Origin of the sequence: Kitasatospora sp. NPDC056800 (genome assembly GCF_042789775.1) — a bacterium.
Classification (GTDB): domain Bacteria; phylum Actinomycetota; class Actinomycetes; order Streptomycetales; family Streptomycetaceae; genus Kitasatospora.
This window is the reverse complement of sequence record NZ_JBHUAL010000233.1, coordinates 1-14,997: the sequence shown is the minus strand read 5'-3', so window position 1 is coordinate 14,997 and position 14,997 is coordinate 1. Positions and strand designations below refer to the sequence as shown.

The 14,997-nt window shown below is 73.2% G+C and carries 10 protein-coding genes; 3 read left to right on the top strand and 7 right to left on the bottom strand.

The genetic code is table 11. The features are described from left to right. Positions 1-51: 51 nt before the first annotated feature. Both ACFRQN_RS35230 and ACFRQN_RS35225 read right to left on the bottom strand, forming a co-directional pair. Positions 52-1,662, bottom strand: coding sequence for a hypothetical protein (locus ACFRQN_RS35230; RefSeq protein WP_143204608.1), 1,611 nt, complete (start codon positions 1,660-1,662; stop codon positions 52-54). A 90-nt stretch (positions 1,663-1,752) separates the two neighbouring features. After that, a complete protein-coding gene (locus ACFRQN_RS35225) occupies positions 1,753-2,010 on the bottom strand; it encodes an SCO4848 family membrane protein (RefSeq protein WP_049649180.1) in 258 nt (85 codons plus the stop codon). Positions 2,011-2,146: 136 nt separating this feature from the next. Between ACFRQN_RS35225 and ACFRQN_RS35220 the strand changes: the two genes are divergently transcribed. Next, positions 2,147-3,334, top strand: coding sequence for a D-alanyl-D-alanine carboxypeptidase family protein (locus tag ACFRQN_RS35220; RefSeq protein WP_380744548.1), 1,188 nt, complete (start codon positions 2,147-2,149; stop codon positions 3,332-3,334). A 27-nt stretch (positions 3,335-3,361) separates the two neighbouring features. On the opposite strand, the gene ACFRQN_RS35215 is transcribed toward ACFRQN_RS35220, so the two are convergent. Continuing rightward, positions 3,362-4,387: a YihY/virulence factor BrkB family protein gene (locus ACFRQN_RS35215; RefSeq protein ID WP_380744545.1), complete on the bottom strand. Its 1,026-nt coding sequence runs from the start codon at positions 4,385-4,387 to the stop codon at positions 3,362-3,364. Between the two features lie 47 nt (positions 4,388-4,434). Then, positions 4,435-5,433, bottom strand: coding sequence for a glycosyltransferase family 2 protein (locus ACFRQN_RS35210; protein WP_117488177.1), 999 nt, complete (start codon positions 5,431-5,433; stop codon positions 4,435-4,437). A 134-nt stretch (positions 5,434-5,567) separates the two neighbouring features. Between ACFRQN_RS35210 and ACFRQN_RS35205 the strand changes: the two genes are divergently transcribed. Further along, complete coding sequence (locus tag ACFRQN_RS35205) at positions 5,568-9,140, top strand: CDP-glycerol glycerophosphotransferase family protein (protein WP_380744542.1); 3,573 nt, start codon at positions 5,568-5,570, stop codon at positions 9,138-9,140. A gap of 217 nt (positions 9,141-9,357) precedes the next feature. After that, a complete protein-coding gene (locus ACFRQN_RS35200) occupies positions 9,358-11,919 on the top strand; it encodes a CDP-glycerol glycerophosphotransferase family protein (RefSeq protein ID WP_380744540.1) in 2,562 nt (853 codons plus the stop codon). Here the strand turns inward: ACFRQN_RS35200 and ACFRQN_RS35195 are convergent. The 3 genes from ACFRQN_RS35195 to ACFRQN_RS35185 all read right to left on the bottom strand — a co-directional run bounded on the left by ACFRQN_RS35195 (position 11,904) and on the right by ACFRQN_RS35185 (position 14,851). Beyond that, positions 11,904-12,392, bottom strand: a complete 489-nt coding sequence (locus ACFRQN_RS35195; RefSeq protein ID WP_375877443.1) for a 2'-5' RNA ligase family protein — start codon at positions 12,390-12,392, stop codon at positions 11,904-11,906. The genes ACFRQN_RS35200 and ACFRQN_RS35195 overlap by 16 nt on opposite strands. A gap of 62 nt (positions 12,393-12,454) precedes the next feature. Then, complete coding sequence (gene trpS, locus ACFRQN_RS35190) at positions 12,455-13,495, bottom strand: tryptophan--tRNA ligase (protein WP_049654802.1); 1,041 nt, start codon at positions 13,493-13,495, stop codon at positions 12,455-12,457. A 30-nt stretch (positions 13,496-13,525) separates the two neighbouring features. After that, positions 13,526-14,851: a hemolysin family protein gene (locus ACFRQN_RS35185; RefSeq protein ID WP_049654801.1), complete on the bottom strand. Its 1,326-nt coding sequence runs from the start codon at positions 14,849-14,851 to the stop codon at positions 13,526-13,528. Positions 14,852-14,997: the final 146 nt, after the last annotated feature.

Genomic DNA, 14,997 nt, shown 5'->3' with positions numbered 1-14,997 from the left:
CCGCCCGATCCTCGGATCGGGCGGGGGCCTTCGCCGTTCCGTCGTGCCGGGTCAGCGCAGGGCGCCGAGGTCCTTCGGCGCGGACCAGCCGCTGAAGGTCACCAGGTGCCGGTCGGGAGTGACGGCCCACAGGTCGGGCTTGCCGTCCCCGTCACCGTCGCCCGAGCTGCCGAGCGTCGGGTAGGCGGCGGTGGTGAAGCCGGTGGCCACGACGTCCGCCTTCGGGTCGGCGAGGGCGGAGTAGTCGAAGCTGCCGTCGGCCTGCTTCGGGACCGGGTACGCGTGCAGCTCGCCGGTGGCCCGGTCGCGCGCCCAGAGGGCGAGGTTCCCGGCCGCGTCCGGACCGGGGGCGATCAGGTCGTAGCCGGCCCAGTCGCCGGTGGTGGTGAGCTTGCGGGCCTTCGCCCAGCCGTACGCGAAGTCGCCTCCGGCGTGCAGCCAGAGGTTGCCGTCCTCCAGCGTCACCAGCGACGGACCGAAGCCGCCGGCCGCCGGGCCGAACGCGACGATCTGCTCCGCCTTCGACCAGTCGTCGGCGAAGTCCGCCGGGCACGCCGTCTGCGCGCCCGCCCCGTCCACGCAGGTGCTCGGACGCCTGGCGCCGATCATGCTCCCGGAGAACGATCCGTAGTCGGAGTTCCGGTACAGGTAGAGGTAGTCCGACCCGGGCTGGTAGAGGAAGAGGTCGTCCGAGGACGGCGCGTGGTCGTTCGACCAGCCGCGGTGGATGACCTGGTACGACGCCCAGCCGTTGTGATCGGGCGAGGCGAGCGCCCGGATCGTCGCGTTGGGAGTGGTGTCGGACGCGTTCACGCCGATGTACTGCAGATTGCCCTGCGCGTCGGGCAGCAGGATGTCCGCAACACCGTCCCCGTCGACGTCGCCGAAGGTCTTCGGCGGGTTGGGGTTCGAGGGGGCGTAGAAGGTGAAGGACGCGTTGGCGACGTTGCTCACGTTGTCCAGCACCTGGACGTTGAGCGTGTTGGTGCCCCACCTCAGGACCTTGAGGTCGAGCGTCACCGTCCCGTCGGCGGCCGGCTTGACCGCGTTCCGCGAGTCGCATCCGCCCACGCCGAGGTAGTCGAAGCCGTACCGGACACAGGCGACGCCGGAGCCCGCGCCACCGGTCGGGGCCTGGTCGGCGGTCTTGATGACGAAGGTCGCCTTCTGGCCCGCGTACTTGGTGGCTGGACCGCCGTCCGGGAAGTCCGGCGAGGAGACCGTGGCGGTCGGCGGGGTGGTGTCCAGCGTGAAGCGGCAGTCCGCCGACGGGGCGGAGGCCTGCTGCCCCTGGAGGGCCCAGGCGTGCCAGGCGTAGCTGTGCCCGTCCACCAGACCGCGGACCACGGTCTTGGCCTGCTGGGCGTAGGCCTGGGCCTCGTCGGTGAACACCGGGTCGGTGCCCGTGGTCTCGTCCCTGACGGCGAACCGGGCGCCGGTGCCGGCGACGTTCGCGGTGAGCGTCGGGCCGTAGTTGGTCCAGCCGACCCAGCCCGGAGCGGTGGTCGAGTCGCAGGCCTCGCTGCGGTAGTCGCCACCCTGGCTGGTGCCGAGGACGGCCGGCGCCGTGTCGGCCACGGCCGCCGTGGGCGTGGTCAGCAGACCCGCGGCCACGGCGGCCGCGGCCACCCCGCCGAGTCTGCGCACGTACGTGTTCCTCATCGAATCCCCACCCCTGGTGTCGTCCTGTAGCTCTTCTGTGCGAGCCGTGAGGATCTTGCCAGTGGGGTCCGACCGAGGCAACGGGGATTTTCAGTCGGTGGCCGGGGTGCGGCGGGTGGCGCGCAGGCCGCGCAGGCCGATGGCGCCGACCGCGATGCCGAGGGCGAAGGAGGTGACGGCGAGGAGGAGGTGGACCCAGAAGAAGGCGGTGGGCTGGGAGTGGTCGCCGTTGGTGAAGGCCTGGCCGCCGGAGTCCTTCCAGAGGTTCTTCACGAAGGTCGTCCAGATGATGATCGACCAGACCCCGAAGGCGGTCAGGAACCAGGAGGTGCGACGGCTGAGCTTCATGGGGGTCCTCGGCTTGTGAAGGCGGTGTGCGTCCCCAGTATGCGCGGGCCGCCGATCGGCGTACGGCGGGCCCCTCCTGCGGAGGACGGGCTCCGGGGGGAGGGCAGCGGGAGCCCCGAGTGGGTACGGTCAGCTGGTGCCCACACCCCGACTCACGTTCGCGCGCCTGTGCGCCGCGGTCACCGCGGCCCTCCCGGTCCTGCTCGCCGCCCCGGCGGGCGCGACCCCGCAGCAGCCGCCCCCGTCGGCCGCGGTCGGCGGCGAGCGGCTCGGGCTCCCCGGGGTCCAGGTCGCCCCGATGGCGGGTGCCCCGCCGCTGCCCTCCGACCTCACCGGCCAGTCCTGGATAGTCTCCGACGCGGCGTCGGGCGACGTGCTGGCGGCCAGCAACCCGCACCTGCGGCTGCCCCCGGCGAGCACCCTGAAGATCCTCTTCGCGGACACCGTGCTGCCCAAGTTCGACCGCAACGCGGTGCACCGGGTGGCCGACGAGGAGATCCAGGGGATCGGCCCCGGCAGCAGCCTGGTCGGCATCAAGGAGAACCTGGACTACCGGGTCGAGGACCTGTGGCGCGGGGTGTTCCTGAGCTCCGGCAACGACGCGGTGCACGTCCTGTCGCACATGAACGGCGGCGTCCAGCAGACCGTCACCGAGATGCAGGCGCGCGCCGACGCGCTCCAGGCCCGGGACACCAGGGTGATCTCCCCGGACGGCTACGACATGGACGGCCAGGTCTCCTCGGCCTACGACCTGTCGCTGTTCGCCCGGGCCGGCCTGCGCAACGCGGACTTCCGGACGTACTGCGCCACCCGGGACGCGATGTTCCCGGGCGCCGTCGACCGGAACACCGGCCAGCGCGGCAGCTTCGGGATCGCCAACACCGACCGGCTGCTGGGCAAGTACCCCGGCCTGATCGGGGTGAAGAACGGCACCACCACCAACGCCGGCTCGACCTTCGTCGGCGCCGCCGAGCGCGACGGCCGCACCCTGCTGGTGACGGTGATGCACCCGGCCAGCTACCAGCGGGTGTACGACGAGACGGCCGCCCTGCTGGACTGGGGCTTCGCCGCGGCCGGCAAGGTCCAGCCGGTCGGCAGGCTGGTCGACGAGCTCCCGCCCGGCGGCGCCGAGCCGACCGGCCAGGCCGGCGGCGCCGAGGGCACGCCCGCACCGCCGCCGCACCCCGCGGCCACCACCGCCCCGACCGCGGCGATGGGCACCCGCGGCGGGCTCGGCCTCGGCGGCTGGTCGGCCGTGGTGCTGGCCGGGGCCGCGGCCGGGTACGGCTCGCTGGTGCTGCTGCGGCGCCGCTCCGCCGGCTGACCCGCCGACGGGTGGGAGGGCTCGGCCTCAGTCCCGGGGCCGGGCCCTCCCCTCGCCCTCGTCCTCGCCCTCCCCGTTCTCCTGCTCCTTCTCCTTCTTCCGCTGCTCGGACCGGGCGGCCCGCTCCGCCGCGTCCGCCTCCGCCGCCGCCTCCGCCTCGTCGGCCGCCTCCAGCAGCGCCCGCCCGTGCGCCCTGGTCCGGTCCCGGGCGGCCACCGGGTCCGCCGTCGCCGTCCAGGCCACGCAGTACATCAGCAGCCGGGAGACGAAGTTGATCCACAGCAGCAGCGCCACCGGGGTGGCGAACGCCCCGTACAGGCTCCGTCCGGCGACCGAGCCCAGGTAGGAGGCGAGCAGCAGCTTCAGCAGTTCGAAGCCGACCGAGCCGATCAGCGCGGCCTGCACCAGGTCCCGCCGGCGCTGGTCGGTGATCCCGGGGAAGGGCGCCAGCAGGTAGGCGAAGAGCAGCATGTCGCACGCTATGGCGATCAGCACGCCGACCGCGGTCAGCAGGTACCCGCTGTTGAGGCCGATCGCGTCGGCGATCCGGCCGGCGAGCGTGGTGCCGGCGGCGGAGGTGGCCAGCGAGAACAGCGACACCAGGCCGAGGCCGGCCAGCACCGCCACGTCCCACCCCTTGCGCAGGACCGGGTTGCCCTCCTCCTGGGGCAGCTGCCACAGGTCGCGGATCGAGGTGCGCATGGTGTCCACCCAGCCGAGGCCGGAGACCAGCAGCAGCGCCCCGCCGACCAGTCCGACGGTGCCCGCGTTGGCCACCAGGGCGGGCAGGTTGAGCGCGTCCGAGAGCCCCGGCAGCTGGTCGGAGATGTGCTCCTGCAGCTCGTGGACCCGGCTGTCGCTCAGTGTCGCGGCGGCGACCGCCAGGCCCACCGTGAGCAGCGGGAAGAGCGCGAGGAAGCCGAAGAAGGTGACGGCGCCGGCCAGCCGGTTGCCCCGGGCGGCGGAGAAGTACTCGTACACCCGGTACGGGCGGCTGCGCAGCACCCGGGCCACGAGCGGGCCGACGACCGGCAGGCGGGTCAGGAAGTCCACCTACCGGTTATAGCCGGTCCGTCCCCCGAACGGGCGTCAGTTCGCGCTCAGCGCTTGACGAGTCGCCGGGCCTTGGCGAGGGCCCGGACGGCCTGGTAGGCGCCGTAGCGGCCGTGGCTGAGCAGCTCGGTGCGCACGCCGTCCACGCCGGCCGGCGGCCGGTAGCCGGCCGGGCGCAGCCGGGCGCAGTGCTCGGCGGCCCGGCGGAAGTACTCGCGGCGGTCGCCGGGCGGGACCCGGCCGGGCTTGGAGACCACGGTGTTGAGGTGGTGCAGCATCCGGCCGTAGACGACCGGGCGCCAGCGGTCCAGGTCGGGGCGGCCGTCGAGGAAGGCGAAGACCAGGTCGTACTGGGCGAACACGTCGAAGTGCTTGCGGCTGGCGGTGGCCAGGATGTTGCCGCCCTCCTGGCGCTGGCGGTAGTGCACGCCGACCTGGTCGAGCAGGGTGATCCGGGCGGCGGCGAGCAGCGCCGGGTACGTCCAGGGGGTGTCCTCGTAGTAGCCGGCCGGGAAGACCAGCCGCTGCTCGGTGATGAAATCACGGCGGTAGGCCTTGTTCCAGACGACCTGGAGCAGGTCGAGCAGGTCGGGGCGGGCGTCGAGGTCGAAGACGTCCGGGGAGGCGGCGCCGAAGACGTGCGCGGAGGCGGCCCGGGTGATCCGGCCGTCGGCGTAGGTGCGGGCGTAGTCGTAAACCAGGATGTCCGGGTCACCCGTGGCGGTGAGCCGCTCGTCGATGCTCTTCAGCAATCCGGGGGTCAGCGTGTCGTCGCTGTCGAGGAAGACCACGTAGTCCCCGGTGGCGACCTCCAGGCCGGCGTTGCGGGCCCGGCCGAGGCCGACGTTCTCCGGCAGGTGCAGCACCCGGACCCGGGCGTCGGCGGCGGCGGCCCCGTCCAGGATCGCGCCGCAGCCGTCCGGGGAGCGGTCGTCCACCGCGATCAGTTCGACGTCCGGGCCGTCCTGGCCGAGCACCGAATCGAGGCACTCGGCGAGGTAGTCCTGGACCTGGTACACGGGGACGATCACGCTGAAACGGGACACGGACCCAGCGTAGTGGTCCCCGGGTGGGCGAGGTCCCCGGAGGTAGGATCGGGGGCGCACGTACGCACCGATCCAAGTGCGGTCAGACCCCGTACGGGCTGCCACGCTCCTCCAGAGAAAGGCCTGCGTAGCCGATGGCTCCCCGCCTCTCCATCGTCGTCCCGATCTACAACGTCGAGCGCTACCTCGTCGAATGCCTCGACTCGATCGCCGCCCAGACCTTCACGGACTTCGAGTGCGTCATGGTCGACGACGGTTCGAAGGACGGCAGCGCGGCGCTCGCCGAGGCGTACGCGGCCCAGGACTCCCGGTTCCGGCTGGTCCGGCAGGTGAACAAGGGCCTCGGCGCGGCCCGCAACACCGGCATCCGGCACATCGACCCGGACTCCGAGTTCCTCTGCTTCGTGGACAGCGACGACTCGATGCCGCCGAGCGCGTACGAGCTGATGATCAACACGCTGGACGAGACCGGCTCGGACTTCTGCACCGGCAACGTGCTGCGCTTCCGCGCCGTGGGCTACTACCAGTCCGGCGGCCACCTGAAGCCGTTCAAGGAGACCAGGCTCAAGACCCACATCACCGAGATCCCGGCGCTGGTCACCGACCGCACCGCGTGGAACAAGGTGTACCGCCGCTCGTTCTTCGACGCGGCCGGCCTGCTCTACCCCGAGGGCATCCTCTACGAGGACGCGCCGGTCAGCGTGCCGCACCACTACCTGGCCAAGAGCGTGGACGTGCTCTCCGAGCCGATCTACCACTGGCGCGAGCGCGAGGTCGGCGAGATGTCGATCACGCAGATGCGCACCAACCCCAGGGGCCTGATCGACCGGGTCGCCTCGGTCGAGCTGGTCCGCGCCTGGCTGACGAAGCAGACCGAGCCGCGCTTCGCCGAGTACCTGCGCTCCTACGACGAGAACACCCTCGTCGAGGAGATCCCGATGTTCTTCTCGTCCCTCGTCGAAGGGGACAAGGAGTACCGGGACGCCTACCTCCAGCACGTCGGCCGGCTGCTCCGGTCGATCGGCGCCGAGCACGTCGCCCGGCTGCGCGCACCGCTGCGGCTGAAGTACCACCTGACCCTGTCCGGCCGGATGGACGAGCTGGTCGAGCAGATCACCTACGAGCGCGAGAGCGGCGGCGGTGTCCAGGCCCGCGGCCTGCTGCGCCCGTACGCCGACTACCCGTTCCTGCGCGGCGGGCGCAAGAGCGTGCCGGCCGGGGTGCTCAAGCTGGACAACTCGCTGGTGATCCGCAGCCGGCTGTACCGCAGCACCTGGGAGGACGGGAAGCTCCGGCTGACCGGGCACGCGTACCCGGAGCAACTGGGCGCGGCCGGCAAGCACGACATGGTCCGCACCCTGGTGCTGCGCGAGGCCAAGGGCCGCCGGGTCATCGCGGTGCCGATGCGGACGACGTACAGCCCCGAGGCCACCGCGAGCTGCCACCACGACCTGTACAGCTGCGACTGGTCCGGCTTCACCGTGGCCATAGACCCGAAGAAGCTGAAGCACCGCGGCCAGTGGAAGGACGGCAACTGGCGTCTCCTGGTGGCCGGCGCGGGCAAGGGCGGGGTCTACAAGGGCCGGATCTCGGCCGGGTGGAGCGACAGCGCGCTGTACCTCCCGTCGCACTGGGTCGAGCCGGACGTGCGGATCGTGCCGTGGATCCGGGACAACTTCGTCTACCTCCGGGTGGAGACGGTCAAGGCCCGGGTGACCGGCCTGGCCGCCCACGGCGACCGGCTGGAGGTCTCGGGCGCGGCCCGCTCCGGCCCGAGCTTCGCCGGGGCGCGGCTGCGGCTCACCCACACCGAGTCGGACCGCCACCTGACCTTCCCGCTGGAGCTGGGCGCTCCGGTCGGCTCGCTCCAGCCGTTCACCGCGGCCTTCCCGGTCGCCGAGCTGACCGCCGTCCGCGAGGCCTGGGCCGAGCTGGACCCGGTGGCCGCCGAGCGCAGCCGCGACCACTGGGACGGCGCGCTGCTGCTGGCCGACGGCAGCACCGTCCAGCTGGCCTGGGACGACCGCAACGCGCCCGAGCAGCTGCACCTGGCGCTGAACCCGCAGGCCCCGGTCGCCGAGCGCCGGGCGCTCTACTCCAAGCCCTCCCCCCACGGGCACCTCCAGTTCACCGACCAGGTGCTCCAGCCGCTGGTGGACGAGGTGTCCTCGCGCGGCGCCGACGGCTTCCTGCTGAGCGGCTCGTTCCCGCTGCCCGGCGCGCACCGCTGGGAGCTGGTGGTCCGTCACGAGTGGCGCGAGGAGGAGCACGCCTACCCGGTGGAGATCTCCGACGGCCGCTTCCGCACCGCGCTGCCCGCCGTGCCGACGGCCTCCTTCGCCGGCCGGGTGCCGCTCTCCCGGGGCACCTGGAACGTCGTCTTCCGCCCGGTCGGCGTGCCGGTGCCCGAACTGCCGGACGCCGCCGCGCTGGTGACCCCGGACTGCTTCGACGTCCTGCCGGTCGAGGTGGAGTCCCGCGGCAAGCGGATACTGCTGGAGCGCCGCGACCACGACGCCCTGTCGTTGGAGTCGCACTCGGTGCTGCTGCCCGAGGAGGGGGCCCGCTACCGCCAGCGCCAGCTGCAGAGCGTGGACTACCCGGCCGCCCGCCGGCTGCCGGTGCGCGACACGGTGCTGTACCACACCGGCAAGTACGGCACGTACTCCGGTTCGCCCCGGGCGGTGCACGAGGAGCTGGTCCGCCGCGGCCTGCCGCTGGAGCACCTGTGGGGCAACGACGACATGCAGGCCGAGCTGCCGCAGAGCGCGACCGCGCTCCGGTACCGCAGCCCGGAGTGGTACGAGGCGCTGGCCACCGCCAAGTACGTCGTGGCCAGCACCCACCTGCCCGACTTCTTCGTCCGCCGCCCCGACCAGGTGGTCGTCCAGACCTGGCACGGCACTCCGCTGAAGCAGATCGGCTTCGACTTCGAGAAGGTCTGGTTCACCGACTCCAAGTACCTCAGGAGCCTGGCCCGGGAAGTCCCGAACTGGAGCCTGCTGGTGGCCGGCAACCGCTGGTCGGCCCCGGTGCTGCGGCGCGCCTTCGACTTCAAGGGCGAGATCCTGGAGAGCGGTTCGCCCCGCAACGACCTGCTGTTCGCGACCGACCGGGAGAAGACCGCCGAGCAGGTCCGGGAGCGGCTCGGCCTGCCCGAGGGCAAGAAGGTCGTGCTCTACGCGCCGACCTGGCGCGAGGACCGGCGCCGGCCGCAGGACGGCTACCAGATCGACCTGCGGATCGACCTGGCGGCGGCCAGGGCCGCGCTCGGCGACGACCAGGTGCTGCTGGTGCGCCGGCACCACCTGATGTGCGGCCAGATCCCGGGCGCCGGCAACGGCTACATCTGGGACGTCGGCACCTACCCCGACATGGCGGAGCTGCTGCTGATCGCCGACGTCCTGGTGACCGACTACTCGGCGAGCGCGTTCGACTTCGCGTCGACCGGCAAGCCGATCGTGTTCTTCACCTACGACCTGGAGCACTACCGCGACAACCTGCGCGGCTTCAGCCTGAACTTCGAGGCCGAGGCGCCCGGCCCGATGCCGGCCACCTCCGAGGAGCTCCTCTCCGTGCTCGGCCGGGTGGACGAGGTCGCGGCCGAGTACGCGGACCGGGCCGCCGCGTTCCGCGAGGCGTACTGCGACCTGGACGACGGCAAGGCCTCCATCCGGGTGGTCGACGCGATGCTCCGCAAGGAGTAGCCCCCGCGCACGATCCGGCGGGCGCCCGGCACCGATCGGTGCCGGGCGCCCGTGCGCTTCCGGAGCCGGATCCGGAAACGACCGGAAAACCGATTTCGAATGTCGAACCGGCGTTCCCGAAAAAGCATTCCCCGGGGCATTCGAAAAAGCGTGCAATTGACCCCGGCGCCATTTCTGGATGGGATGTGGATCTCCCTCCCGAAGGGCTCCCACCGCCATGCCTGTGCTCACCCGGCTGGTCCTGCCGCACGCCGCCCCCCGGGTGGCCGCCGACCACCCCGCCGCCGACGAGGACGTCGCCTTCGGCCTGCTGCGCGCCCGCTGGCACGGCCGCGGCCTGGAGCTCACCGGCTTCGCCCGCCCGGACGGCCAGGACACCGGCCGGCCCGGCTCCGCCTGGACCTGGCTGACCCTGCGCCACCAGAACCGCTCCCAGCCGCCGCTGCACCTGCGCTCCCGCCCCCGCCGGATGCCCGAGGTCACCGACGACAGCGCCCAGTCCGAGCACAACCACGACTGGTCCGGCTTCACCGCCCTGATAGCCCCCGGCCGGCTGCGCCGCGGGGGCCACTGGCTGCTCGGCGACTGGCGGATCGAGGCCACGCTCTTCACCCGCCCCCGCCCCGCCCGGGTGCGCCGCCGGTACGGCGCCCTCGCCCCGTACTGGTGCGGGTCCGGCGAGTACCCGCCGGCCCACTGGGTGGACCACGACGTCCGGCTCCAGCCGTTCTTCGCCGACGGCCGGCTGCACCTGCGGCTGGAGCGCCCGGCCGTCCTGGTCACCCGGGCCGCCCCCGCCCCCGACGGCCTGGACCTGGACGGGGTCGCCGACACCTGCCCCTCCGGCACCGTGCTGCGGCTACGCCACCGGGAGAGCGACGCGGTGGTCGAGCGGCCGCTCGCCCGAACCGGCAACACCTTCACCGTCCGGGTGCCGTACCGGCCGTTCACCGCCGACGGGCGGGGCGGCGGCCGGCTGGAGCACTGGGACGCCGAACTGCTGTACCCCGACGGCGCCGCCGTGCAGCCCTGCCTCGACGAGCGCGGCGGCCCGGTGGCCGGCCAGCACCCGCTGCCCGGCGCCCCGGACCGGGTGCTCTACCTCAAGCACCTCGCCGACGGCCGGCTCCAGCTCTGCGTCCAGCCCGCGGCCGGCCTGGTCGACCGGATCGCCGTACGGGACGGCGGCTTCGAGCTGTCCGGCCACTGCCCGGGCCCGGCCTCGGCACTGGAGCTGGTGCTGCGCCACCCCGGCTCCGCGAGCGAGGTCCGCACCCCGGTCGGCACCGGCCCGGACGGCCGCTTCCGGGCCCGGGTGCCCGCCACCCGGACCGGCTCGGACGGCGTCCCGCTGCCGCTGCGCAAGGGCGTCTGGGAGGCCGCGCTGGAGCCGGTCGGCCGCCCCGGGGACGGCCGGCCGCTGCTCGCCGCCCCCGCCGCGCTGACCGCCGTCCCCGCCGCCACCACCGCCGGCGGCAAGCGGATCCTGCTGCAACGCCGGTGGCACGACACCCTGGTGGTGGACTCCACCCCGGTGCTCACCGCCACCGAGCGCAGCGCCTGGACCCAGCACCGGCTGCGCACCGAGCGCTACCCGGCCGCCCGCCGCGCGCCGCTGCGCGAGGCGGTGCTGTACGACGTGTTCGGCGGCCGCGGCTACGCCGACTCCCCGCGCGCGGTGCACGCCGAACTCGCCCGCCGGGACGGCCGGTTGGAGCACCTGTGGGTGGTCGACGACGCCCAGGCCGCGCTGCCGCCCGGAGTCGTCCCGGTGCGGAGCTGGAGCCCGGAGTGGTACCGCGCGCTGGCCACCTGCCGGTACCTGGTCGGCAACACCCACTTCCCGGACTTCCTGGAGCGCCGCCCCGGCCAGGTCGTCGTGCAGACCTGGCACGGCTCCCTGCTGAAGCGGATCGCCCACGACGTCGAGAGCCCCTGGCTGGCCGACCGCGGTTACCTGCGGGCGCTCGACCGGGAGACCCCGCAGTGGAGCCTGCTGCTCTCCCCCAGCCCGTTCGCCACCCCGATCCTCCGGCGCGCCTTCCGCTACGGCGGCGAGCTGCTGGAGTCCGGCTACCCGCGCAACGACGTGCTCGCCCGCCCGGACCCGCGGGCCGCCGCGGCCGTCCGCCGCCGGCTCGGCGTCCCCGAGGGCCGGCGGATCGTGCTGTACGCGCCGACCTGGCGCGAGGACCAGCAGCGCGGCGACGGCGACGGGTTCCGGCTCGACCTGCGGCTGGACCTCGGCCACGCGCGGCGCCTGCTCGGCGCGGACCACGTGCTGCTGGTCCGTCCGCACGCGCACGTCCGCGAGCCGCTGCCGGGCGCCGGCGACGGCTTCCTGTACGACTGCGGGGACTACCCCGACCCGCAGGAACTGCTGCTGGTCGCGGACGTGCTGGTGACCGACTACTCGTCGATCATGTTCGACTTCGCCATCACCGGCCGCCCGATGTACTTCTTCACCTACGACCTGGAGCACTACCGCGACACCCTGCGCGGCTTCTCCTTCGACTTCGAGTCGAACGCCCCCGGCCCGCTGGTGCCCACGTCGGCCGAACTCCTCGGCGCGCTGCGCGAACTGGCCGACGGCGACGGCGGACCGCCGCCCGGCTACGCCGAGCGCTACCGGCGCTTCCGGGCCGAGCACTGCGCGCTGGACGACGGCGGCGCGGCCCGCCGGGTGGTCGACCGGATGCTCGAACTCGGCGGCCGGGGAGGGCTAGGACACACCCTCGGACACGCCCCGGAGCAGGCCCCGGTTCACCCGAACGGGTAGCTCCGCCAGGGCCGCCAGACCTCGTCCGCGTCGAAGCGGGAGAGGCCGAAGCCCGGCACCGGGAAGTCCGCCCGGAAGCCGCGCGCCTGCTCGTACGCCTGGTCCAGCACGTCCTCCGGCAGACCGTGGGCGACCGTCACGTGCGGGTGGTACGGGAACGCCAGCTCGCGGGCCAGCGGGCCGGAGCGGACGTCCGCCTCCAGCAGCCGGCACTCCTGCGCGCCCTCCTCGACCCGGACGTACACCACCGGGGAGACCGGGCGGAAGGTCCCGCTGCCGCGCAGCAGCATCCGGAACGGCCGGTGCGCGGCCGCCACCGCCGCCAGGTGCTCCTCGATCTTCGGCAGCTCCCCCGCGGGCACCTCGGTCGGCGGCAGCAGGGTGACGTGCGTGGGTATCGACCGGGCCAGCGGGTCGCCGTGCCCGGCCCGGGCGTCCTGGATCGCCGTGCCGTACGGGTCCGGGACGCTCACGGACACGCCGATGGTGACGACCTCGGGGAGGCCGTCACCACCGGGCAGGCGTGTGAGGGGATTCACCGCTTGGCGGCCGGGAGGAAGCCGATCCGGTCGTACACCGTCTCCAGCGTCACCGACGCCACCTCGCGGGCCTTCTCGGCGCCGATCGCCAGCACCCGGTCCAGCTCGGCCGGGTCGTCCAGAAACAGCCGGGTGCGCTCCTGGAAGGGGGTGACCCACTCGGTGAACAGCTCGGCCAGCTCGGTCTTCAGGGCGCCGTACATCTTGCCCTCGAAGTGCGCGACCAGCTGCTCGACCGACTGGCCGCTGAGCGCGGAGTGGACGCGCAGCAGGTTGGAGACGCCCGGCTTCCCCTCCTCGTCGTAGGACACGACGGTGCCGGTGTCGGTGACGGCGCTCTTGAACTTCTTGGCGCTGGCCTTCGGGTCGTCCAGCAGGCTCACCAGGCCCTTGGGCGAGGAGGCCGACTTGCTCATCTTGACGGCCGGGTCCTGGAGGTCCTGGATCTTCGCCGTCTCCTTGAGGATGTACGGCTTCGGCACCGTGAGGGTCCGGCCGTAGCGGGTGTTGAAGCGCTCGGCGATGTCGCGGGTGATCTCCACGTGCTGGCGCTGGTCCTCGCCGACCGGGACGGCGTCGGCCTGGTAGAGCAGGATGTCCGCGATCTGGAGGATCGGATAGGTGAACAGGCCGACCGTGGTGCCCTCGGCGCCGTACCGGGAGGACTTGTCCTTGAACTGGGTCATCCGCGAGGCCTCGCCGAAGCCGGTGAGGCAGTTCATCACCCAGGCGAGCTGCGCGTGCTCGGGCACGTGCGACTGGACGAACAGCGTGCAGTGGTCCGGGTCCAGGCCCGCGCCGAGCAGCTGGGCGGCGGAGACCCGGGTGTTCTCGCGCAGCGTCGCCGGGTCCTGGGGCACCGTGATCGCGTGCAGGTCGACGACCATGTAGAAGGCGTCGTTGTCCTTCTGCAGGTCGACCCACTGGCGCACCGCGCCCAGGTAGTTGCCGAGGTGGAACGAGCCGGAAGTGGGCTGGATGCCGGAGAGCACCCGGGGACGGTCCTTGACCGGACCAGTGACCGCTGCGTTGACCATGCGGGCCATTCTTCCAGTTCCACCGACCGCTCAGGAAACCTCCGCCCCCGCGGGCTCGGCCAGTGTGACCGCACTCACCCCCACCCGGGCGATCCGCCGGCCCTCGACCTTGGCCACCGTCAGCAGCACCCCGCCGCCCCCCTCGACGGGCACCCGCACCTGGTCGCCGTCCCGGGGCAGCCGGCCGAGCGCGGCGACCAGGCAGCCGGCCACCGTCTCGTACGGGCCCTCGGGCAGGGTGACGCCGGTCTCCTCGGCGAAGTCGCCGAGGTTGAGCAGACCGTCCAGCTCCATGCCGCCGCCGGCCAGCCGCCGGGTGGGGGCGGCCGCCGGGCTGTCGTACTCGTCCCGGATCTCGCCGATCACCTCTTCGACCAGGTCCTCCAGGGTGACGATCCCGGCGGTGCCGCCGTACTCGTCCACCACGATGGCCAGGTGGTGGCCCTCCCGGCGCATCTCGCCCATCGCCTCCAGCACCCGCTTGGTGCCGGGCAGCAGCTTCACCGGGCGGGCCAGGTCACGGACCTTGACGGCCTGCTCGCCGCGCGCGCCGTACAGGTCGCGGACGTGGACGAAGCCGACCACCGCGTCGGCGCTGCCCTCGACCACCGGGTAGCGCGAGTGCGGCGAGGTGTCGGCCTGGTGCCGGACGGCGGCCAGCGGGCGCTCGGCGTCCAGGAAGGTCACCTCGGTGCGCGGGACCATCACCTCGCGCAGCTGGCGCTCCCCGGCGGAGAACACGTCGGCGATCAACGCCCGTTCGTCGCTTCCGAGTTCGGTATTGGCGGCGACCAGGCCGCGCAGCTCCTCGGAGCTCATCGAGCCGCGGCCGGCCGTCGGGTCGCCGCCGAGCAGCCGAACCATCAGGTTGGTGGAGTGGCCGAGCAGCCAGATCACCGGCCGCAGCACCACCGACATCACGTCCACCACCGGGGCGGCGACGACCGCGATCGACTCGGCGCGCTGCAGGCCGATCCGCTTGGGGGTCAGCTCGCCCAGCACCAGCGAGGCGTAGCTGATCACCAGGGTGAGGCCGACCAGGGCCACCGCGGCGGCCACGCCCTCGGACAGCCCGGCCCGGACGAACAGCGGGGCGACCTTGCCGGCCAGGGTGTCCGCGCCGAAGGCGGCGGACAGGAAGCCCATGCAGGTCACCCCGACCTGGACGGCGGCCAGGAAGCGGTTGGGGTCGGCGGCCAGGTGCGCGGCCCGGGCGGCGCGGCGGGTGCCGTGCGCCTCCAGCGTCCGGATCTGGCCCTCGCGCAGCGAGATCAGCGAGATCTCGGCGACGTTGAACAACCCGCCCAGCAGGATGAAGACGAGGACGAGCGCGGCGTCCCCGAGTGTTTCGTTCACAGCGGGCCAGTGTAGGACGGCCGGTACCGGCCGGGGCCGGACACGACGACGGAGCACCGGTCCGGACGCCGCCGCGGAACCCGGGCCCGCACGGCGGCGGAACCCGGTCCGGACACGGCGGCGGCCCGCCGCTTCCGGGAAGGAAG